This is a genomic window from Nonomuraea aridisoli, assembly GCF_003236395.1.
GTDB lineage: Bacteria > Actinomycetota > Actinomycetes > Streptosporangiales > Streptosporangiaceae > Nonomuraea > Nonomuraea aridisoli.
On sequence record NZ_POUD01000076.1, the window covers coordinates 13211 to 33872 of the forward strand.

Sequence of the window (20662 nt, forward strand, 5' to 3'; positions counted from 1 at the left end):
GGTGAGACTCCGGATGTTGGCCGTCGTCGTCACGGTCCCGCTGCTGCTGGCCGCCTGCGGCGGCACCGAGGCCGGGCAGCCCACCGGCCGCGAGGCGGGGATGCTGGCGAACCTGCCCAGCTGCGACCGGGTGCCCTTGGACGCCGACGCCGAGGTGAGCGCCGATGTCGCCGGCCTGATGCTGCCCGACGGCGCGCGGGTCACCTCGGTGGTCCCGCAGGGCGCACTGACGACGGTCGAGGCCACCGTCCGCATGACCCCGTTGGACGTGCGCGCCTACTACGAGCAGCTCAGCGACATCGACCTGCTCCGCGTCGAGGACGAGGTCTTCGAGACCGAGGTGCTGATGCGGGCACAGCAACGACGGACGTACCTGCGTGCCACCGCGGTCTGCGCGGATGCGACGACGCTGACCGCCGTGGTGGGACCGGACTCGGACGACGCGGGCCTCCCCGAGTTCCAGAGTTACTGACCGCGGCCCTGACCAGCCGCGTGACCTCGGACGGGCTGCTCAACCGGCTCGGTGGCCGGGGCGTCCCGACAGTTGTCCTAAGCGAAGGGAGTTAATCCCAACAGATGCTCGGTGACGTAATTCACCTCGCTGTCTAACGTGCCGACTGGTGACCGCCTTCCCGGTCGCCACGACGTGTGGACAGGGAGATCCGCATGAACCTCTCGTTCGTCCGACGGTATCGCGGCCTCAGCATCACAGCGGCGGTCGCGTTATTCGCCTCGGTCGCGCTGACCGCATTCTCGACACCTCGACCCGTCCAGGAGGTATCTTTAGCCACCAACACCCCCACCGGGCCGATGGAACTGCCCGACGAGTGGATGACCGCCCAGCGGATGAGCGACGGCAGCACCGAGCTCTCCACCGCGAAGTACACCAAGGCCCGCGGCGAGGCCAAGCAGATCGCCGCACGCACCGTCAATGCGTACCGCCCCCTGGCCGAGCAGAAGTGGAACTTCTTCGGCCCGAGCAACATCGGCGGGCGGGTCGTCGACATCGCCGTCGACCCGCAGGTGCCGGACCAGGTCTTCATCGCCGCCGCCTCCGGAGGCATCTGGAAATCCCGCGACGCCGGCGCGACGTTCGAAGCGGCGTGGCCGGACGACGGGACGCAGAGCATGGGCGCGGTCGCGATGACCAGCAAGGGCGTCCTCTTCGCCGGCACCGGCGAGCCCCAGCCGGGCGGCGGCTCGATCACCTTCGGCGGTGACGGCATCTACCGCTCGAAGGACCGCGGGAAGACCTGGCAGCACGTCGGCCTCAGGGACAGCCACGCCATCGCTCGCTTCGCCATCGACCCGAGCAACGAAGATCGCATCTTCGCCGCGGCCAGCGGCAACCTCTTCATGCCCGGCGGCGAGCGCGGCGTCTACCTCTCGGAGGATGGCGGGGACAGCTGGCAGCTCGTGCTCGCGCCGCCGAACCCCACCACCGGCGCCACCGAGGTCGTCATCGACCCGACCAACCCCCGCCGGATGTACGCAGCGATGTGGGACCACCTGCGCGAGCCGCACCAGCGCACCTACGGCGGCCCCGGCTCCAGCCTCTGGCGCTCCGACGACGGCGGCGCGACCTGGCAGCGGATGACCAACGGCCTGCCCACCGACGCGGACCAGGGTCGCTGGGGCCTGGCGCTCGCCCCGAACAACCCGCAGCGCCTCTACGCGTACGTCGGCACCGCGCTCGGCCCGTTCCGCGCCTTCTACCGCTCCGACAACGGCGGCGACACCTGGACCCAGACCCCGGTCACCGCCGGCCAGGCGTCGCAGTCCACGTTCAGCTGGTGGTTCGGCAAGCTCTACGTCGACCCCACCAACGCCGACCACGTCTTCCTGACCGGCGTCAACCTGAGGCGCTCCACCGACGGCGCGCAGAGCTTCTCCTCCGTGAGCGGGGTGCACGCCGACCAGCACGCCATGCGCTGGGACCCCAAGGTCCCCGGCCGGGTCTACCTGGGCAACGACGGCGGCTTCTATCGATCGGAGGCCAACGGGGCCAGCGGCTGGGTCAAGTCCACGTACGAGCCGTACACCCAGTTCTACACCGTCGACGTCGCGGAGACCGACCCGGTGCTGAAGGTGGGCGGCGCCCAGGACAACGGCTGCAACCGCGGCTACACCGGCGTCGGCGGCCCCTGGGACGACATCGGCTGCGGCGACGGCCTGCAGGTGATCATCCACCCGGAGCAGCCGAACATCGTCTTCGGGTGCAGCCAGTACGGCAGCTGCTACCGGTCGGAGAACTCCGGCGCAGCACCGCGGCAGACCATCGGCTCCGGGCAGACGACGTCCCAACGGCGCAACTGGCAGACCCCGTTGCAGTTCGACCCGAGCGACCCGAACGTCATGTACTACGCCGGCAACATCGTCAACCGGTCCACCGACAACGGTCGCACCTGGACGCCGATCAGCCCCGACCTCACCGGCGGCGGCCCCAACGACCCGTCCGGCTACCCGTGGGGCACGATCACCACGATCGCGGCCGCGCCCACCGACGGCAACAAGCTCTACGTCGGCACCGACGACGGCCGGCTGTGGTGGACCGACGACCTGGGCGGCACCTGGAACCGGGTGGACCCGGCACAGCTGCCTGGCACCTGGGTGACCCGGGTGGCGGTGCACCCGACCGACAAGAACATCGCCTACGCGACGTTCTCCGGGTTCCGCTCCGGCAGCGACCGCGCGCACGTGATGATCACCCGTGACGGTGGCCGGACCTGGAGCGACATCGGCCAGGGTCTGCCGGACGCCCCGGTGAACTCCGTCGTCCCGACCGCCGACGGCCTGCTGCTGGTCGGCACCGACGTCGGGGCGTTCATGTCGGCGTGGAACGGCGGCGAGTGGGCCGCGCTCGGCACCAACCTGCCGCAGGCGCCGATCATGTACCTGCGCTACCACGAGCAGAGCCGGCAGCTCACCACGGCGACGTTCGGCCGCGGCGTCTACGACCTCACGGTCCCGAAGTGCCCGGCCGCGTCGACGAAGCTTCCCCTGAAGGACACCGGGAAGGGGGCGGTCGGCGTGCTCGCCTCCTGCCACGCGACCACGTAGCCACCCAGCAGTTCACTGGTTCTATAGACGTAGCACCAGGCACGCCAGAGGCCACCTCCCGGACCCGGGAGGTGGCCTCTGCGGATCTGATCTCGTCTGAGATCAGGCGAGTGCACGAGCCGGTCAGGCCGTTCCAAGGCAATCACGCCGAAGCCGTGATACAGCGCATCGAGGGCCACAGGCAACCGCCGGGCGACCACCTCCGGCACTACGGCCACCTGCGCACCGAACGGCGCGAAGCCTGCCAGATGATTGAGCGCCGATCGCCAGGTCTTTCGGATGGCGATGGTCCCGTAGATGTGAACGGGCGCAGGCCTGCCCAGGAAGCCTGGCCTACTAGCAGTGAGACAGTGCAACAAGAGCGGATCCGTCGCAGGTGGCAGCTCATCCCTGCACCGCGCTTCATGCTCGTTCTCATCTAGTTCACAGACCACCAGACGGCGGGTGCCCAGAGCCACAGCATGGACGGTCAGCCGATCTTCCCAACCTAGGGCGGCCAACACATTTGGCAGCAAGGCGGTATGCGAAGCCGGCAAGCGCATCACCATGACGTATCACCCTTACCAAGAGCTGCGAGTGACACGCCGAAGTCCATCCAATCGTCACCTTGTTGCCGCTCCGCCGACCGTCCAAGCCGAGGCTTCACCCAGCATGAACCGCCACTTTCACGCCCCAAGCCCAACTGATTAGACTTCCGTCTAACTTGACACGCTTCTAATTACGGTGCATCGTATCGCTTACTTAGACATCCATCTAACTGTTGCGAGTGTGGCTCACCGCCGTACCGCCCGAAGGGAATGACCATGACGAAACAGTCCGTCGGAGGCTTCATCGGCAATCCGGAAGAGGCATTCAGCCGGGCTGCGACCGGAGAATGTTGTGGAGCGCCCGCTGCTGCGGCGTCCACCACGGCTGATGCGGGCGACGTGGAAACCACGGGCTGCTGCGGCAGCCCAACAGCTGCCGTCGAGGCCGCGGAGGCAGGGTGCTGCGGCCAGGCAGCGGCCAACACGCAGGCCACCAGCAACAGCTCCATCGGTTGCTGCGGATGATCCCTACGCCTGCGGTACCGGGGGCCGCACGGGCGGAAGCGGATCTGACGGCAGTGTTGGCGTCGGTGTCCGCGACGCGGATGCTGGCCACGGTGCAGGAACTGGCCGGCGACCGCTATGCCGGAAGGCGGGTGGGTACGCCCGGCGGTCGGGCCGCCGCTGATTGGCTGGCCGCGCGGCTGCGCGAGCTGGGCGCCAACGTTGAGTTCGACGATTTCCCCGTGACGGGCGTGCGGGAGCTGTATGCCACGCCCGTACTGCAGTGGCACTCCGGTGGGCGGCTGCGGCAACTGGTGCACCGCCGCGACTTCGTGGAGCACCTCGCCTCAGCCGAACTGCCCGCCCCGCGCACTGCGCCCTTGGTCCGTCTCCCTTCTGGCGAGGGCGGCTTCCGGGACCGGTGGGTACTGGCCGAAGCCAGTGACTGGGCACGGGCCTGCGGGCCGGCCGGGGCTCAGAGCGCGGCAGGGATCCTAACCGCGCGGGGCAGCGACGCCGAGGGCTGGATGCCCAAGATGATCGCCGGGCCGCCCGTCCGGAAAGTGCCGATCCTGGCCCTGCGCACAGAGGTGCACCGGGAGCTGACCGAAGCATTGACCGGCGGTCCCGTGCACGTCACGGCGTCACTACCGCTGCGGCAGGTCGCAACCGAGGGGCTCAACGTGTACGCCCGTTTCCCCGGAACCGGGCGTGGGCCGCGGGTGCTGCTGACCGCGCACTACGACGGCGTCGGGGATGATCCGGCCCAGCGGCTGCCGGCAGCCGCTGACAACGCTTCAGGTGTGGCCGCGGTACTGGAGGCCGCCCGTGTCCTGTCGGCGAACTCGCTCGCCGCACCGGCCGAGTTGTCGGTGGCGTTCCTGGATGCCGAGGAGGCAGGCGCGTGGGGCTCGGCCCACCATGCAGCCACGGTGCCGCCGGACACGCAAGTGCTCAACCTGGACGGGGCGGCGCAGCTGCATCAAGCCGCCTCCGTCGAGGCGGGCGGGCCGGCACATGCCCTGCTCGCGACTCTGGACCAGGCGGCGCGGCTGACCGGCGTGCCGTTGCGGGCCGGCGCCATGGCCTCTGACAACCGCCGATACGCCGCGGCTGGCTTGGCCGCGGTCGGCATCGGCATGGGTATGCCCGGCTACCAGACCCCAGCCGAGACACCCGACCGCGTACAAGCGGACACCCTGCTGGCCGCAGCCCGCCTGCTGGTGGCCACCGTGGGGCTGCTGGGCACGGCATGATTGCCCCATCCAGCGTCCAGGCATGACCGCTGTCCATCCGCGCCCAGGGGCTGGCGGCCTGGGCGAGGGTTGAGCGACAGCTCGCACGTGGCCAAGATCCGCGAGGACCATCACCTTGCCGGACATGGCGCGTCGCCTGAAGGAGAAGTCCTCAGCCGGAGCTCTCCTGCGAGAGCGGCAAGTTTGAACGCCGCAGTTGGATCAACGCCCAATTCGGCGGCTGCCGCCAAGACCGCGTCGGCCGGGCTGGTGTGCTGGGACAGGTGTCGAGAGGTTGCGGCGAGCAGCCGAGCCGGAGTGTCGGGAGGCAGGCCGAAATCTGCGGCGATGGCGCGTACTGCCAAGGTGACGGAGCAGACGCCGGTCTCGGGCAGGACGAGCTGTACGTCGCGGGCGGCTTCCCAGTCGCCAGCCAGGGCGGCGACGACCGAGCGGGCCTGCTCGTAGCCGGTGGCCATGAGGAACGTCGGCGCGCGGCCGTAGCTCTTCATGCCGATGGCGTAGTAGCCAGGCTCGGGGTGGGTGAGTTCGTCCACACCGTGTGGACGAACGGTGCCGCAGGAGTGGTCGTTGGGGTCGATGAGCGGGGCGAGCAGGCGGGTTGTCCCCAGGACCGGGTCCAGGTCCAGGCGGAGTTCGCTCACGATGGAGTGATCAGGGCGGTAGCCGGTGGCTGCCACGATGGTGTCCGCGGTGATCGCCCACTCGGAGCCGTCCGCTCGGCGGGCTACCAGCTCTGCTGCTGTGCCGCCCGGCAGCGGCCTCACAGCCCTGGCCTTGAAGCCGGCGGCCAGTTCGACTACACCCTTGTCGACGAGCAGGCGGAGTCCGGAACCCAAAGTGCCACGGGCGGGCAAGGCGTCGTCGTCCTCGCCACCGTACGCGCGGTCTGGGGCGTCGGCGCGGATGGCCCAGGTCAGGCGGGTTCCCGGCTCCTGCTCGGTGAGGTCGGCCAAGGCGAGCAGCGTGGTGGCGGCGGAGTAGCCGGCTCCCACGATGATGGTGTGCTTCCCGGCGGACTTGGGACGGTCGGCGCCGAGGACGTCGGGCAGCGCGTGGTTGATCCAGGGGGCCGCTTCGGCATCGCCGTGGGCGGGCAGCCCGTTGGCTCCGAGGACGTTGGGATTCGTCCAGGTTCCGGAGGCGTCGATGACGGCCGCGGCGATGATCTCGTCTCCGCCGGCCAGGCGGATGACGAAGGGCGCTTGGTCGCGTGCGGCGGTGCGCATGCGGTCGACGTCGAGGCGGCTGATCGCTGCGACGCGCGAGCGGTAGCGCACGTACGGGGCGATCGACGGCGACTCGGCCAAGGGCTGCAGGTATTGGTCGGCGAGTTCTGCCCCGGTGGGCAGTTCGTCAGGGCCGGGTGCTTCCCAGTCGGTGGCTTCCAGGAGCCGGCGGGCGGCTGGATCGATGTTGTAGCGCCAGGGGCTGAACAGGCGTACGTGTCCCCACCGACGGACTGAGGAACCCGCACTGGTCCCGCTTCCAAGACGACGAAGGAGAGCCGGCGCTCGGCCAGGTGGGCAGCCGCTGCCAGCCCTACGGGACCGGCGCCGATCACTGCGACGGGCAGCTTGGCGGTCATCGGGTTACTCCCTTCCTGTCACAGGCCGTAGACGGCGAGGCCCTTGCTCGCGTACGCGGCGATGGGGGTGGCGATGTGTTCGGCGTCGCGGTGCACCCCGCGCAGCGTGTTGGATGCGAAGGAACGCTGGAATTCCAGCCCCACGTACGCCAGACCCAGGTGGGTGGTGGAGATGCCGCCGGTGTGCAGAGGTATGCCGTTGTCGTCGAGGCAGCCGAGGGGACGCAGGTACTCCAGGTGGGGGCGGTAGCCGGTGGCGTAGATGACGGTGTCCACGCGCTCGCGGGTGCCGTCGGCCCAGACGACGTGGTCGCCGTCGAAGGCGGAGAACATGGGACGTCGCTCAAGCCGTCCCGTTTCTACGGCGGCGGCGTAGTCGCCGGTGTCCAGGACGGGCGTGCCGGTCGCGATGCGGGCCAGCCATTCCGCGGGCAGGGTGTCGAATCCGGTGGTGGCATGCCAGTAGTGCACGTCCTTGCCGCCGATGAACTGCGGCATGAACTGGATGGGCCCGCGGGTGGCCAGGGTGACGGTGGCCATCTGGGCGAGTTCGTAACCCACCTGGACGGCCGAGTTGCCTGCGCCCACGACGACCACGCGTTGCCCGGCGTAGTGCTTGGGGTTGCGGTAGTCGGCCACGTGGAGGGCCTGGCCAGTGAAGTGACCCGGCAGGCTGGGGATGTAGGCGTTGCCGAACGAGCCCGAGGCGGCCACGACGGCCTGGGTGTGCAACGTGTCGCCGCCGGCGGGATGGATGAGGAAGCCGCCCGCGCCGTCTGCCTCGACGGAGGCGACACGGACACGAGTGCGGATCTCCACGTCCAGGGTGTCGGCGTAGTGCTGGAGGTAGGCGACGACCTCGTCGCGGGAGGGGTAGCGGTCCGGGTCGCCGGGGAAGTCCAGGCCGGGCATGGTGCTGTACCGGGCGGGTGAGAACAGAGTGAGGCTGTCGTAGTAGTCGGCCCAGGAGCCCGTCGGCTGGTCACCTGCTTCCAGGATGACCGGGGTGATTCCGCAGTCCCGGAGTGCGCGGGCGGCGGCGAGGCCGGACTGTCCGGCACCGATGACGATTGTGTCCATGCCGCCGGATCATATCGTCATATCCAGAAAACACAATATGATAAGCTTGGGGTGATGCTAATGACCATGACGACGAATGCGTTCGAGCTGAGCGACGAGGCGCGCGGCTTCCTCAAGGCGATGGCCAGCGAGACGCGCCAGCAGATCATGGAACTGTTCGTCGGAGGCATCGAGCTCACGGTCAACGAGGTCGCCGAACGCATGTCCCTGGCACAGTCAGCGACCTCGACCCATCTGGCAACCCTGCGCGACGGCGGCGTCCTCACCTCGCGGCGGGAGTGGAAGACCGTCTACTACCGCGCCGACTCGGCCCGCATCAGCAAGGCGCTGTCCGACCTCCAGGCCACCCTGAACGCCTGCTGCCCACCAGACGACGCACCCACCGCCGGCTGCTGCTGACCTTCGGTCGAGAAGTCCCCGATACGCCGATGTGCGGCCCGCGCGGCAGGGCGTAGTCGCGCATCAGCTGCGGGGACCGCTGTTGAGGCGTCGTAATGCTGCCTTAGTCGGCCAGTCCGACGCCATACTCCTTCGCCCACTCCGTGATGAGCGAGCGCCAGTCTGTACTCCAGCGCTTCGGCTGGATCTGGCCTTGCTGGGAAATCTGCAGATTCTCGGGCTGTCCGAAGCCCTGGAAGACCTCGTTTGCTAACAGTGCCGCCGTGCTGACCGCTCCTGACGCCGTGCACAGAACATCAAGAGGCGCGGCGGCTACTGCCGGCTGAAACGACTCGTGTCGGGCCGGGTTGCCGAGATCGATCCGGCCGTAACCACCGAAGTGGATCAACTGCCAATCCGGTGGATCGATGCTGGGCGTCATGGTCACGCGTACGGTCGCCATCCCGGCCGCTTGAGCAAGGTTACGAGCGTGATCAGCCAAGAACAGCAGTCCCGAGACGATGATGACGATGACCAACTCGTCCAGGAACGGCCAGGCGTCCATCTCGTTCTGCATCCCGTTGTCGGCGCGGAACATGGGGCAGCGGGCGAAGGTGCCGCTGCCGTCGTCGTATAACTCGGCCACCATGGAAAGAGGGTCGGCGATGGAACGGATCTGGTCATCGAGGATGAATCGCCGCTGGCCGAGGGTGACGCGCGTCCACGACCAGTCCAGTCCCGGGCCGGTCTTCGGATGCGAAATGATGAACGGGCTGGAGCCTTCACTGGCCTGGCGGACCTGCGCGAACAACGCATCGTCAATGCGAATCTCTCCTGGTTGCTCAGGCACGAGCGACACCAGCACCCACGGCGACCCTGCCGGAATGCGGCGGGCCGTGGCCGTCTCGATCTCCTCGGCACGACTGATCTGGTCACGTCGCACGACATCACGCCGCCGATAGGCGGTCTCGATCTCTGGCTCGGTCAGGTAGGCGATAGTCGACCCGATTCGCCGCGGGTAACGGTAACCGTCGTTCACCGCGACGGCGTACGGCTGTCGGGTGCCGGCCGCGACGGCGATGACATAGCAGCCCATGCCGGGATGCGCGGGGTTCTCCACCGGGATGATCTCGAACATCGGCAGCGGATGCACCCCAGAGGCGATGACCTGATGCATGCGGGTCGCCGCGGCATCGGACAAGCCGACGTCAGTCATGGTGACGGCACGCCCCTGGGCGTCCTCATCGATACCAAGGACAAGCAGACCGCCGCGGGTCGAGGCAAGGGCGGCCACGTCGGTACATAGAGAGCGACGGTCCCTGTCGCCGTGGCCATACAGCTCTCGCTTGTAGTCGAGGTCTTCGGCTTCCCCAACCTGGCCGGCGACGAGCAGCTCAAGGTGGCGGTACTGCAGGGCGCCCGCAGTCAGAGTGGCACCGCCGAGCAGGGTCTGTAGGCGGGGAGATCGAAGCACGGTCATTTCGTGCACAGTAGAACAGAAGGGGCGAGCGCGCAGCCCTGTAGATGCCGCCGGCTCGCCAACGATTCCGCAAGACTGGACACTCGCGGTGGCCCGCCATCCAGTTCCACCACCCTTCGTGCGGAAACGCCTCGGCACCTGACTCGTTACCTGAACGGGGCGATCTACCCTCGGCCGCAGTTGCCTCACCACATGCCGAGCCCAAATGATTAGATGTAGCTCTAATTTGACATACATCTAAGCCTCTTGCCATGCTAAGCACTGCTTAGACGATGTTCTAAACAGGAGGTCTCAGTGCTTACGCTTCTTCGTCGCCTGCGTTCAACCACGATCACGTTCGACGAGAGGCGTGGCGGCGTGTGCGACGCAACGTGCCGCGCCGAGGCGCTGGTCGAGCGCGCCCGTACCTCCGCCCTGATGGCCCGCTGAGACAGAGAAGAGGATCGATCATGAGTGGATGCTGTGGCCCCTCGGCCGTCGAGATCGAGCGGTTCACGCCGCGCACGGAGCTTCCCGTGGTCGTGATCGGCGCAGGGCCGGTCGGCCTGGCCGCCGCCGCCCACCTGGCCGAACGCGGCCTGGACTTCCTCGTGCTGGAGGCCGGCGAACAGGCGGGCGCGTCGATCGCGCAGTGGGGGCACGTACGGCTGTTCAGCCCGTGGAAGTACGACATCGACGCCGCCGCCCGCCGCCTCCTGGAGGCCGACGGCTGGACCGCCCCTGACCCCGACTGGCTGCCGACCGGCGCCGAGCTGATCTCCGACTACCTCGCGCCGCTGGCCAAGCTGTTCGGCGACCGGCTGCGCACCGGCGTGAAAGTGACGGCGATCAGCCGCCTCGGCTACGACCGCGTCCGCACCAACGGCCGCGAGGACTCCCCCTTCCTGCTGCGGCTCGACACCGGCGAGGAACTCCAGGCCAAGGCCGTCATCGACGCCTCCGGCACCTGGACCCGGCCGAACGTCCTGGGCGCCGGCGGCCTGCCCGCCCATGGCGAGGACGACATCGCCGGCCTCGTCGACCACGCCCTGCCCGACGTGCTCGGCAAGGATCGGGCGGCGTACGAGGGCCGGCACACGCTCGTCGTCGGCGCCGGCCACTCGGCCGCCACCACGCTCATCGCGCTCGCCCAGCTCGACGACGCCCAGATCACCTGGGCCATCAGGGCCGGCTCGGCCACCCGCGCCTACGGCGGCGGAGACGCGGACGCCCTCCCGGCACGCGGCGCCCTCGGCACCCGCCTGCACGAACTGGTCACCTCTGGCCGGATCCAACTGCTGACCGGCTTCTTCACCCACTCCGTCGAACGCGACGGCGGACGGGTCACAGTGGTCAGCCGCGACCCGTCCGGCCACGAGCAGTCGGTCACCGTCGACCGCATCGTGTCGGCCACGGGCTACCGCCCCGACCACTCGATCACCTCCGAGCTGCGCCTCGACCTCGACCCGATCCTCGGCTCCACCCGCGCCCTGGCTCCGCTGATCGACCCGAACCAGCACTCCTGCGGCACCGTCCCACCCCACGGCGTGGACGAGCTGGCCCACCCCGAACCCGGCTACTACACGGTCGGCGTCAAGAGCTACGGCCGCGCCCCCACGTTCCTGCTGGCCACCGGCTACGAGCAGGCCCGCTCGGTCGTCGCCGCCCTCGCCGGCGACTGGGACGCCGCCCGAGACGTGCAGCTCGACCTGCCCGAAACCGGCGTATGCTCCTCCAACCTCGCCGAAGCCCAGGAGCAGCGCGTCGGCCTGGCCACCGGCATCAGCGGCGGCCTGCTCGCCACCCCGCTCCCGCTCGCCACCGTCTCGTCCGGCGGCGGCTGCTGCGGCTGACAGGGAAAGAACATGTCCGACGGACACCCCACGGCAGCGCAGAAGGAAGCCCTGCGCATCATCTGCGACCACGAGCCGATTCCGACCGACCGGCTGGCCGGCGAACTCCTCGCCGCCCGGCCGGGCAGCACCAACCCCCGCTATTCCCTCGCCATCACCCGCATGGCCGGAACACTCGCCTGGCGTCTCCAAGCCCAGGGCTTCGTCGCCGAAGCCGAGTTCGACCGCTGGAAGACGACACCAGACGGTCGTGCCCTGATCGCCTGCTCAAGCAGGGACTCGTGAGTTCGACCGTCGAGGCCGCCGCTCCCACCAGTGAGAGCGGCGACACTCATGGCCGGCGGATCGTCGCCGCCCTGGCCGTCACCCAGACCATCGGCTACGGCGTGCTCTACTACGCCTTCTCGGTCTTCCTCATCCCCATGCAACGCGACCTGGACGCCGCCGGCCCCCAGGTCGCCGCCGCGTTGACCCTCGCGGTGCTGACCACGGCTCTGTGCGCGCCCTTTGTGGGCCGCTGGCTCGACGCCCGCGGCGGACGGGCGCTGATGACGGCGGGTTCGGTGCTCGGCACGCTCGCCGTCCTCGCCTGGTCGCGGGTGGAGAGCCTGCCCCAGTTGTACAGCGTCTTCCTGGCCATCGGCATCGCCTCGGCCATGGTCCTGTACGAGCCCGCCTTCGCGGTCATCGTCAGCTGGTTCGACGGGAACGGTCGGGCCAACGCCCTGCTCACGCTCACCATCGTGGCCGGCTTCGCCTCCTCCATCTTCCTGCCGCTCACCGGTCTGCTGGTCGAGCAGTACGGCTGGCGCAACGCCCTGGTCGTGCTGGCCATCGGCTACGGCACGCTGGCCATCCCCCTGCACGCGCTGGTCCTGCGCCGCCGGGCCCACCGCCCGGTCGCGAAGACGGAGTCACGTGCGGATCTCGTGAAGGCCGCGGTACGGCAGCGTCCGTTCTGGCTGCTCGCCGCAGCTTTCACCGCGCACGGCGGTGGGGTGGCCACCATCTCCGTCCTGCTCATCACGTACCTGATCCACCTGAGCCACACCCCGGTCTTCGCGGCGACCATCGCGGGGTTGCTCGGCGTGCTGTCGGTCACGGGGCGGCTCGTCACCACCGGGCTGCGCCGCCGCCGGCCGGCCGCTCCCGTCGCTGCCGCGATCTTCGCACTTCAGGGTGTCGGCGCGTTACTGCTGCCGCTGGTCGGCGCCACCGTGCCGGGGGCGATCGGGTGCGTGCTGCTGTTCGGGATCGGCTTCGGCGTCGGCACGATCACCCTGCCCCACCTGCTCACGGAGCAGTATGGCACCGTCGCCTACGCCAGCCTGTCCGGGCGCATCGCGATGTTCTCCGTCGCGGACAAGGCGCTGGCCCCGCTGGGAGCCTTGGCGCTGGCCCAGGCCGCCGGTTACGGCTGGGTGATGGGAGCCGTCACCACGGCGTGCATGGCGGCCGCGGTCGCGTTGGTCGCCTACCATCGCCTATCGTTTAGACAGCCGTCAAATCAGGAGGTGTCATCGTGAGCCTCGCCACGATCCAGTGCTGCGCCCCGATCGCCCGCGAACCGCTGAGCGAGGGCGACGCCGCCGAGCTCGCGACGCTGCTCAAAGCGGTCGCCGACCCCGTACGGCTGCGGCTGCTGTCGATGATCGGCTCCCACACCGGCGGCGAGGCGTGCGTGTGCGACCTGACCGACGCCTTCGAGCTGACCGCGCCCACCATCAGCCACCACCTGAAGGTGCTGCGCACCGCCGGCCTGATCGACGGCGAACGACGCGGCACCTGGGTCTACTACCGCATCGTCCCCGAAACGGTGAACAAGCTCGGCGCGCTGTTCGCCCCGCTGGCCGAGCCCGCCACTGTATGACGCGGCAGGTCGACGTCCTGGTCATCGGAGGCGGTCAGGCCGGGCTGGCGGCGGGCTTCTACCTGCGCCGGGCGAAGGCCGACTTCGTCATCCTCGACGCCCACGAGCGGCCCAGCGGCGCCTGGCAGCACATGTGGGAGTCCCTGCGGTTGTTCTCGCCCGGCCCGTTCAGCTCGCTGCCCGGCCGGATGATGCCCGGCGGCGGGTATCCGAGCGCGGCGGACACGGTCGCCTACCTCGCCGAGTACGAGCAACGCTACGAACTGCCGATCATCCGCCCGCTAACCGTGAGAGCGGTGCACAAAGGCGCGAGCCGCCTGATCGTGGAAACCGACCAGGACGACTGGGAGGCCCGCATCGTCGTCAGCGCCACCGGCACCTGGACCTGCCCGTACGTGCCGTATTACCCCGGCGTCAGGGACTTCCGAGGCGAGCATCTCCACACCGTCGACTACCGGCGCCCTGAGGCTTTCCGCGGACGACATGTGCTGGTCGTGGGCGGCGGCAATTCCGCCGCGCAGATCCTGGCCGAGCTCTCCACCGTCACGCAGACGACCTGGGTGACTCAGCGTCCACCGCGGTTACTGCCCGACGACATCGACGGCCGCGCGCTGTTCGACCTGGCCACCCGCCGCCACCGCGCCGCCCAGGCCGGGCGGAGCGACGACGGGATCGGCGGCCTCGGCGACATCGTCGCCATTCCCTCTGTACGGGAGGCGCGCGACCGCGGCGTACTCAAAGCCGAGCCCATGTTCACCCGCATCACTCCCACCGGGGTCGCCTGGGCGGACGGGAGCGAACTGGCCTGCGACGTCATCCTCTGGTGCACCGGCTTCCGCCCCGCCCTCAGCCACCTCGCCCCGCTCCGCCTGCGCGGCCCCGATGGCCTCATTCCCACCGACGGCACTCGGGCCACCGGCGAGCCCCGCCTCTACCTCCTCGGGTACGGCGATTGGACCGGCCCTGCCTCCGCCACTCTCATCGGCGCCGGCCGCACCGCTCGCCACATGGTCGCCGAGATCACCGCCCAGCTTCGACGCTGAGGTCAGCCGACCGGCAGCAGCTCGTGGATCAGTTTCTCGATGCGGGTGCGGATCTCGTCGCGGATCACGCGCACGGCTTCGATGCCCTGCCCGGCCGGGTCGTCGAGCTTCCAGTCCTCGTAGCGCTTGCCGGGGAAGACCGGGCAGGCGTCGCCACAGCCCATGGTGATGACCACGTCGGAGGCTTCGACGGCGTCGATGGTGAGAATCTTGGGCTTCTGGCCGGTGATGTCGATGCCGACCTCCCGCATGGCCTCCACGGCGACCGGGTTCACCTGGTCGGCCGGCTCCGACCCGGCCGAGCGGACCTCGACGCGGTCACCCGCCAGCTGGGTGAGCCAGCCGGCGGCCATCTGGGAGCGGCCCGCGTTGTGCACGCAGACGAACAGGACACTAGGCACGGACGATCTCCTTCGTACGGAACAGACGGCGGCCGGCCAGACTGACGTAGACCAGGCCGACCAGGACGGGCACTTCGATGAGCGGGCCGACCACGCCCGCCAGGGCCTGGCCCGAGGTGACGCCGAAGACGCCGACCGCCACGGCGATGGCCAGCTCGAAGTTGTTGCCGGCGGCGGTGAAGGCGAGCGTGGTGGCGCGCTCGTAGCCGAGGCCGATCGTCTTGCCGGCCAGGAAGCCGCCTCCCCACATGAGGGCGAAGTAGGCCAGCAGGGGCAGGGCGATGCGGGCGACGTCGCCGGGCTGGGAGGTGATGGTGTGTCCCTGCAGGGCGAACAGGATGACGATGGTGAACAGCAGGCCATAGAGCGCGAGCGGGCCGACCTTCGGCAGATAGCGGCTCTCGTACCAGTCGCGGCCCCGGGTGCGCTCGCCCAGCTTGCGTGACAGGTAACCGGCCACAAGGGGGATTCCCAGGAAGATCAGCACGTACTGGGCGATGTCCCAGGCGGAGACGTCGAGCGTTGCCTGTGCCAGGCCGAGCCAGCCAGGCAAGATCTGCAGATAGAACCAGCCGAGCGCGCCGAAGGCGATCACTTGGAAGATCGAGTTGAGCGCGACCAGGACGGCGGCGGCCTCGCGGTCGCCGCAGGCCAGGTCGTTCCAGATGAGGACCATGGCGATGCACCGGGCCAGCCCGACGATGATCAACCCCGTACGGTATTCGGGCAGGTCCGGCAGGAACGTCCAGGCGAGGGCGAACATGACCGCCGGGCCGAGCACCCAGTTGAGCACCAGCGACGAGATCAGGAGGCGGCGGTCTCCGGTGACGGTGCCGAGGCGGTCGTAGCGGACCTTCGCCAGCACCGGATACATCATCAGCAGCAGACCGAGCGCGATCGGCAGCGAGATCTCACCTATCTTGACCGCTTCCAGCGCGGTGTCCAGGCCGGGGACGAGCCGCCCGAGGAGCAGACCGGCGACCATCGCGGCGATGATCCACACAGGCAGGAAACGGTCGAGCGTCGACAGGGCGCCGATCACGCTCGGGGCCGGCTGAGCCGCCTCGCGGGTGGACATTTCTGGTTCCCTTCTCACACCGTGGCGGGCACGGTCAGCAGCGCCGACAACTCGCCCAGGGTCTCGGGGACCAGGCGGTAATACACCCAGGACGCGCGCCGCTCGGAGGTCAGAAGCCCGACCTCCTTGAGCACCTTCAGGTGGTGGCTGATGGTCGGCTGGGAGAGGTCGAAGGCGCCGGTGATGTCGCAGACGCACACCTCGCCGCCCGCGCGGCTGGCCACGATCGACAGGATGCGCAGCCGTACGGGATCACCCAGCGCCTTGAACACCCGCGCCACCGCGGCCGCCTGCTCGGCGTCGAGCGGTTCACGGGCGAGCGGCGGGCTGCACCCCAAGATCTCCAGCAGTTCCATCTACCCTCCGTCCATATCGACTGACATCGAATTAGCTGCACATCTATATTGACATGCATCTATACAGCTTGGGACGTGACCCTGCTCTCACGCGGTCGGGATGCCGAGTTCACCCAGCAGGGTACGCACGCGGCGCTCGATCTCGTCTCGAACGGAACGGATCTGCTGGATGGGCTTGCCCTCAGGATCGGCCAGGTCCCAGTCGAGGTAACGCTTGCCGGGGTAGACCGGGCAGGCGTCGCCGCACCCCATGGTGACCACCACATCAGCGGCCTGGACCACCTCGGCGGTCCATGGCTTGGGGAACTCGGCGGTGATGTCGATACCGCGTTCACGCATCGCCTCGACCACCGCGGGATTGATCCGCTCGACGGGTTCCGTACCGCCCGACCAGCCGACCGCACGCTCGCCTGCCAGCTCGGCGAAGAAGCCGAGTGCCATCTGAGAGCGTCCGGCGTTGTGCACGCACAGGAACAGCACGATCGGCACGCCGCTGGCGTCCTTGCCTTCGATACGGGCCAGGGCTCGCAGACGTTGACGGGCGAAGCGCTCGGCCAGCAGCGGCAGGAAGTTGGCCACAGTGGCGCGGCCGGCGAACTGGACATAGCTGGTGTGCAGGAACCGGTCGATGGTCTCGACGCCGAACGTGCCCGCGAACTCCTCGGTCAGAATGCGGGCGGCCGCCAGCAGGGCGTGTTGCTGATCAACGGTCAGGTCGGTGCGACGGTAGGTGCTGTCCATGGGAGCTCCGACGGCGGTATCCATATCGACGGCTGTCGAATTCGATGTGCCTCGATATTGACAGTCATCGATGTACTGGCGATGAACGCCGGAAGAACATCCGTGCCGCCGGTACTCGCTCAGGTGCCGGTTGCGGTGCTGCGACGCTCCAGCAGCAGGACGTCGCGCCAGACGCCGTGGTGGCGACCCATGCGCTCACGGGTCCCGACGACACGGAAGCCGAGCGCTTGGTGCAAGGACAGGCTGGCGGCGTTCTCCGGGAAGATGCCGGTCTGGATCGTCCACACGTCCGCGTCCTCACTCGCGGAGACGAACGCGCTCAGCAGCGCGCGGCCGATGCCGTGCGCCTGGCAGTCCGGGTGGACATAGATGCTGTGCTCGATCACCCCGGCATAGACCGGACGGCTGGAGATCGCCGAGGCGGCGACCCAGCCGACCACCTCGCCGGTCTCGGTGTCCGCGGCCACGTAACGCAGGTGCGGCAGCCTGGCGGCGTCGAAGCCCTCCCAACTCGGCGCGGTGGTCTCAAAACTGGCCTGACCGGTATCCAGGCCGGCCTGGTAGATGGCCAGCACCTGGGGAGCGTCCGCCGCACGCATCGGCCGGATCTCCAAACCAGAACCTACGGAAGGCTTGGTGGCCTGCACGATCGCCGAGTGCACCCCGTCACTATGGTCGGCCGTCAATCTGATCCGGATGCCGACGAACCCGGCCGCCGCCAGAATCCGCCGATACTCCGCCACCGGCAGCGCCCCGGCCACACATCCGATGCGCCGCTCAGCCGCCCGACGGCGCTCGTCGTTGAGTTCTCCCTCGACCACGACATCGCTCACACCGAACCTGCCGCCCGGCCGCAGCACCCGGAACGCCTCGCCCAGCACCGCGGACTTGTCATCGGACAGATTGATCACACAGTTGGAGATGACCACGTCCACGGCCTGATCGGGCAGCGGGACGTCCTCGATGGTCCCGTGCAGGAACCGCACATTGCGCACCTGCGCCTGCTCGGCGTTGCGGCGGGCCAGCGCCACCATGTCCGTACTCGCGTCCAGCCCGTACACCGTGCCGTGCGGGCCGACCCGGCGCGCCGACAGCAGCACGTCGATGCCACCGCCCGAGCCCAGATCCAAGACGGTTTCCCCAGCGCGCAGCTCGGCCACGGCGGTCGGATTGCCGCACCCCAGGCTGGCCCGCACCGCGCCGTCAGGCAAGCTGCTCACATCGTCATAGCCGCCGGCGCCGAACGAGCCCTGCTCGAACTCCTGCGCCGAACAGTCCGCGATGCGCTTCCCGTCCATGGCGGCCCGCGCCAGCTCCGAATACCGCCGTACGACCTCGTCATGCGCCATGACAGGCTCCTTCACTCACACGTAGGCGCGGCCGGCACCGGCTTGCCCATCACCACGTCGGCCGCGGTCGGAAAGCAGCTCACACACGCCTCGTTGATCCGATACAGGCTGGACGTGGCCTGCCGCTCGACCAGCACGAACCGCACCTCAGCGAGGATCTTCAAGTGGTGCGACACCGTCGACTGCCCCACCCCGGAGGCCGCCACGATCTCCCCCACGCTCATCGGCGCCCGCCGCCGCGCCAGCAACGACACGATCTGAATCCGCGTCGCGTCGGCCAGCGCCTTGAACCAGCTCGCGTACTCCTCGGCCTCTGCCCGCGCCAGGGGCCCCTTCTCCTCATTCATCGTTAATCGACGATAGTCGATGAAGGGAGGGACAGGAAGAGCTTGTGACCGAACATGTCATCTGCAGCATCCTCCCGAAGCCCGGACGCAACGCCGGCGCGCCCTCTGCGACGCCTGCTCCCAGCGAACGTCCGTGCAGGCTCGCAGACCGCAGAATCCGCAAAACCTCCTTCTGGAAGAAGAACCACAGGTCAGCCGTAGGACCGGCCCGCACAACACAGAAGGCATCCGGGTCCGCAGTGTGCCGCAGAATTCCGCATAATCAATCCGTTGACCCTTCGCTGGTCAGCAAAGCAGCGCGAAGGTGCCTCGACTGGAAATCCTCAGCCGCGTCTCGGAGCGCATCATGGCGGCCGACGTTCTGACGGAGGCCGATCGCCAGTTCCTTCTGTCCAGGAGGCAGAAGCTGCAAGACTCCTACGAGGCTCTGCGCTTCCCGCTCTCGCCGTGTGCGGTGCATGGCGATGCCCATTCCGACAACCTCATCAAGGCCGCCGACGGCACGGTCATCCTCATAGATTTCGAGCGATTCGCGTTCGGGCCGCCCGAGACGGATCTCGCCGTCACGGCTATCGAACACAGCCTGGGCTGGGGAACGCGCGCTGACTACGACGGATTCGCCGAACGCTACGGATTCGACGTTCTGGCCTGGGACGGCTATCCCGTACTCAGAGAGATCAATGAGCTGAAGATGACGACATGGTTGATGCAGAACATCAAGGAAGACGAAGCCATCGCGCAGGAGTTTCGGAACCGCATGTTCTGCCTCAAGAACCCCGACGCGCCTCGGCGGTGGCGGGCGTTCTAGGCGGCCGGAGAGGAGTACTTCTCGGCGACAACGGCATTGAAAGCCGCCACCCGGCTGTCCCCTTCATGAGCCGCAAGATCCGCTTGAAGATCACGGATGTATCGAAGGTAGCGTTGCGACTTCAGCGCTCCCGCCAGGTCGATGGCCTCCAGAGCGACCGTCGCAGCCTGGCCAGGCTCGCCCATGTGAACGTAGCTCGCTGCCTGAACCAGGCGGTCGAATGCCAGAGTCCGCACGTACATGGGGTCACAGAGTCCTACCGCCTGGCCCACGAACTCCATTGCCTGGGTCGGCTTCCTGAGGTCGCGGTAGCAATGCGCTCCCTCACTGGCCAGCTCGGCAGCGTCGAAGTAGCTCACCCACGACGGATCGTCGTCCACGTTGCGCTTGGCGAAGTGTCTCTCGGCCTCCAGGAGAGCGTGCACGCACGCAGCTTCGTCCCCGTTACCCGCGTGCGCTCGTGCCTCCATCGCGAAGAAGAGGGCCATGGGGGTCGCGGTGGCCACTCCCCTGCAGCCTTCCTGCGCCGCTCGGGCAAGCTGGATCGCCTGGTCATACCGGCCCAGGTAGTTGGCCTGATGGCTCATGTCGGCCAGTAGAAGGCCACCCAGCATGCGATCTCCGGACGCCTGCGCGAGGCGGAGACCTTGCAGGAAGTACCGTTGCGCGAGTCCGTGCCGGCCGAGGTCGTAAGCCGTCCAGGCGACCAGCTCGGTGATTTCAGCAGCCGCCGCGTACAGAGAACGTCCCACTGGCTCCGTGAACTTTCCGTCGAGCATCGGAACGACTTCACGGTTGTAGTACTGCACAAGGACAGAGCGGGCGTGAACCACCGAACGGTCGCGTCCTCGGAGCGGTGTAAAAGGCTCGACGAGGTAGGTGCCGTGAGTGGATCTTAGGCGGCCTCGATAGCGGGTGCCAAGGCCGGATCACCCGTCGGACGAAGCTGAGTGGGTGGGTGAAG

At 68.5% G+C, this 20662-nt stretch carries 21 protein-coding genes and 1 pseudogene; 11 read left to right on the forward strand and 11 right to left on the reverse strand.

Annotated elements, in window-relative coordinates:
- Position 1 precedes the first annotated feature (1 nt).
- The 3 genes from C1J01_RS19645 to C1J01_RS19660 all read left to right on the forward strand — a co-directional run bounded on the left by C1J01_RS19645 (position 2) and on the right by C1J01_RS19660 (position 5347).
- Complete coding sequence (locus C1J01_RS19645) at positions 2-472, forward strand: hypothetical protein (protein ID WP_146615659.1); 471 nt, start codon at positions 2-4, stop codon at positions 470-472.
- A 338-nt stretch (positions 473-810) separates the two neighbouring features.
- The gene (locus C1J01_RS19650; protein WP_220039993.1) at positions 811-3060 is read left to right on the forward strand and encodes a WD40/YVTN/BNR-like repeat-containing protein; all 2250 of its coding nucleotides are present in this window, start codon (positions 811-813) and stop codon (positions 3058-3060) included.
- A gap of 1117 nt (positions 3061-4177) precedes the next feature.
- Positions 4178-5347, forward strand: a complete 1170-nt coding sequence (locus tag C1J01_RS19660) for a M28 family metallopeptidase (protein ID WP_235854541.1) — start codon at positions 4178-4180, stop codon at positions 5345-5347.
- 110 nt (positions 5348-5457) lie between these two features.
- Here C1J01_RS19660 and C1J01_RS19665 read toward each other — a convergent pair whose 3' ends face one another.
- From C1J01_RS19665 to C1J01_RS19670, 3 genes and pseudogenes are all read right to left on the reverse strand, one after another.
- Positions 5458-6657 (reverse strand): NAD(P)/FAD-dependent oxidoreductase, encoded by a 1200-nt coding sequence (locus C1J01_RS19665; RefSeq protein WP_235854542.1) that lies wholly within the window; start codon positions 6655-6657, stop codon positions 5458-5460.
- 206 nt (positions 6658-6863) lie between these two features.
- Positions 6864-6935 (reverse strand): annotated as a pseudogene (locus C1J01_RS53770) (hypothetical protein); the annotation flags it as partial.
- An 18-nt stretch (positions 6936-6953) separates the two neighbouring features.
- Positions 6954-8015 carry a flavin-containing monooxygenase gene (locus C1J01_RS19670; RefSeq protein ID WP_111180441.1) on the reverse strand — a complete coding sequence of 354 codons (1062 nt, stop codon included), beginning with the start codon at positions 8013-8015 and terminating at the stop codon, positions 6954-6956.
- Positions 8016-8081: 66 nt separating this feature from the next.
- Here C1J01_RS19670 and C1J01_RS19675 point away from each other — a divergent pair, with 66 nt between their 5' ends.
- A complete protein-coding gene (locus C1J01_RS19675) occupies positions 8082-8414 on the forward strand; it encodes an ArsR/SmtB family transcription factor (protein WP_111180456.1) in 333 nt (110 codons plus the stop codon).
- A 103-nt stretch (positions 8415-8517) separates the two neighbouring features.
- On the opposite strand, the gene C1J01_RS19680 is transcribed toward C1J01_RS19675, so the two are convergent.
- Positions 8518-9873: an AlbA family DNA-binding domain-containing protein gene (locus C1J01_RS19680; protein WP_181448859.1), complete on the reverse strand. Its 1356-nt coding sequence runs from the start codon at positions 9871-9873 to the stop codon at positions 8518-8520.
- Between the two features lie 294 nt (positions 9874-10167).
- On the opposite strand from C1J01_RS19680, the gene C1J01_RS53140 reads away from it, so the two are divergent.
- From C1J01_RS53140 to C1J01_RS19705, 6 genes are read left to right on the forward strand one after another with little or no spacing between them, the layout of a single operon-like run.
- Complete coding sequence (locus tag C1J01_RS53140) at positions 10168-10302, forward strand: hypothetical protein (protein WP_268958727.1); 135 nt, start codon at positions 10168-10170, stop codon at positions 10300-10302.
- A gap of 20 nt (positions 10303-10322) precedes the next feature.
- Positions 10323-11705: an FAD-dependent oxidoreductase gene (locus tag C1J01_RS19685; protein ID WP_111180443.1), complete on the forward strand. Its 1383-nt coding sequence runs from the start codon at positions 10323-10325 to the stop codon at positions 11703-11705.
- Between the two features lie 12 nt (positions 11706-11717).
- Positions 11718-11990, forward strand: a complete 273-nt coding sequence (locus C1J01_RS19690; RefSeq protein ID WP_111180444.1) for a hypothetical protein — start codon at positions 11718-11720, stop codon at positions 11988-11990.
- Positions 11987-13231, forward strand: a complete 1245-nt coding sequence (locus C1J01_RS19695; protein WP_111180445.1) for an MFS transporter — start codon at positions 11987-11989, stop codon at positions 13229-13231. The genes C1J01_RS19690 and C1J01_RS19695 overlap by 4 nt, the downstream gene beginning before the upstream one ends.
- Positions 13228-13575 (forward strand): ArsR/SmtB family transcription factor, encoded by a 348-nt coding sequence (locus tag C1J01_RS19700; RefSeq protein ID WP_111180446.1) that lies wholly within the window; start codon positions 13228-13230, stop codon positions 13573-13575. The genes C1J01_RS19695 and C1J01_RS19700 overlap by 4 nt, the downstream gene beginning before the upstream one ends.
- A complete protein-coding gene (locus C1J01_RS19705) occupies positions 13572-14618 on the forward strand; it encodes an ArsO family NAD(P)H-dependent flavin-containing monooxygenase (protein WP_111180447.1) in 1047 nt (348 codons plus the stop codon). Before C1J01_RS19700 ends, C1J01_RS19705 begins: the two co-directional genes overlap by 4 nt.
- A 2-nt stretch (positions 14619-14620) precedes the next feature.
- Here C1J01_RS19705 and C1J01_RS19710 read toward each other — a convergent pair whose 3' ends face one another.
- The 6 genes from C1J01_RS19710 to C1J01_RS19735 all read right to left on the reverse strand — a co-directional run bounded on the left by C1J01_RS19710 (position 14621) and on the right by C1J01_RS19735 (position 18890).
- Positions 14621-15019 carry an arsenate reductase ArsC gene (locus C1J01_RS19710; RefSeq protein ID WP_220039994.1) on the reverse strand — a complete coding sequence of 133 codons (399 nt, stop codon included), beginning with the start codon at positions 15017-15019 and terminating at the stop codon, positions 14621-14623.
- On the reverse strand, positions 15012-16097 hold the full coding sequence (gene arsB / locus C1J01_RS19715) for an ACR3 family arsenite efflux transporter (RefSeq protein ID WP_111180448.1): 1086 nt from the start codon (positions 16095-16097) through the stop codon (positions 15012-15014). The genes C1J01_RS19710 and arsB overlap by 8 nt, the downstream gene beginning before the upstream one ends.
- A 14-nt stretch (positions 16098-16111) precedes the next feature.
- Entirely contained in the window at positions 16112-16453 is a 342-nt protein-coding gene (locus C1J01_RS19720) for an ArsR/SmtB family transcription factor (protein ID WP_111180449.1), read from the reverse strand.
- Between the two features lie 87 nt (positions 16454-16540).
- Complete coding sequence (locus C1J01_RS52255; protein WP_111180450.1) at positions 16541-17194, reverse strand: arsenate reductase ArsC; 654 nt, start codon at positions 17192-17194, stop codon at positions 16541-16543.
- Positions 17195-17313: 119 nt separating this feature from the next.
- Complete coding sequence (arsM, locus tag C1J01_RS19730; RefSeq protein WP_111180451.1) at positions 17314-18543, reverse strand: arsenite methyltransferase; 1230 nt, start codon at positions 18541-18543, stop codon at positions 17314-17316.
- A gap of 11 nt (positions 18544-18554) precedes the next feature.
- A complete protein-coding gene (locus C1J01_RS19735; protein WP_111180452.1) occupies positions 18555-18890 on the reverse strand; it encodes an ArsR/SmtB family transcription factor in 336 nt (111 codons plus the stop codon).
- A 304-nt stretch (positions 18891-19194) separates the two neighbouring features.
- Between C1J01_RS19735 and C1J01_RS19740 the strand changes: the two genes are divergently transcribed.
- A complete protein-coding gene (locus tag C1J01_RS19740) occupies positions 19195-19698 on the forward strand; it encodes a phosphotransferase family protein (protein WP_220039995.1) in 504 nt (167 codons plus the stop codon).
- Here the strand turns inward: C1J01_RS19740 and C1J01_RS19745 are convergent.
- Entirely contained in the window at positions 19695-20531 is an 837-nt protein-coding gene (locus tag C1J01_RS19745) for an NsdA family TPR-like regulatory protein (RefSeq protein WP_111180453.1), read from the reverse strand. The genes C1J01_RS19740 and C1J01_RS19745 overlap by 4 nt on opposite strands.
- Between the last annotated feature and the right edge of the window lie 131 nt (positions 20532-20662).

Bases quoted from the DNA above. Each gene is read 5' to 3' on its own strand.
- arsM (WP_111180451.1), bottom strand. From the start codon at position 18,543: ATGGCGCATGACGAGGTCGTACGGCGGTATTCGGAGCTGGCGCGGGCC.
- C1J01_RS19675 (WP_111180456.1), top strand. From the start codon at position 8,082: ATGACGACGAATGCGTTCGAGCTGAGCGACGAGGCGCGCGGCTTCCTC.
- C1J01_RS19670 (WP_111180441.1), bottom strand. From the start codon at position 8,015: ATGGACACAATCGTCATCGGTGCCGGACAGTCCGGCCTCGCCGCCGCC.
- C1J01_RS52255 (WP_111180450.1), bottom strand. From the start codon at position 17,194: ATGGACAGCACCTACCGTCGCACCGACCTGACCGTTGATCAGCAACAC.
- C1J01_RS19705 (WP_111180447.1), top strand. From the start codon at position 13,572: ATGACGCGGCAGGTCGACGTCCTGGTCATCGGAGGCGGTCAGGCCGGG.
- C1J01_RS19650 (WP_220039993.1), top strand. From the start codon at position 811: ATGGAACTGCCCGACGAGTGGATGACCGCCCAGCGGATGAGCGACGGC.
- C1J01_RS19680 (WP_181448859.1), bottom strand. From the start codon at position 9,873: ATGACCGTGCTTCGATCTCCCCGCCTACAGACCCTGCTCGGCGGTGCC.
- C1J01_RS19735 (WP_111180452.1), bottom strand. From the start codon at position 18,890: ATGAATGAGGAGAAGGGGCCCCTGGCGCGGGCAGAGGCCGAGGAGTAC.
- C1J01_RS19690 (WP_111180444.1), top strand. From the start codon at position 11,718: ATGTCCGACGGACACCCCACGGCAGCGCAGAAGGAAGCCCTGCGCATC.
- C1J01_RS19685 (WP_111180443.1), top strand. From the start codon at position 10,323: ATGAGTGGATGCTGTGGCCCCTCGGCCGTCGAGATCGAGCGGTTCACG.
- arsB (WP_111180448.1), bottom strand. From the start codon at position 16,097: ATGTCCACCCGCGAGGCGGCTCAGCCGGCCCCGAGCGTGATCGGCGCC.
- C1J01_RS19720 (WP_111180449.1), bottom strand. From the start codon at position 16,453: ATGGAACTGCTGGAGATCTTGGGGTGCAGCCCGCCGCTCGCCCGTGAA.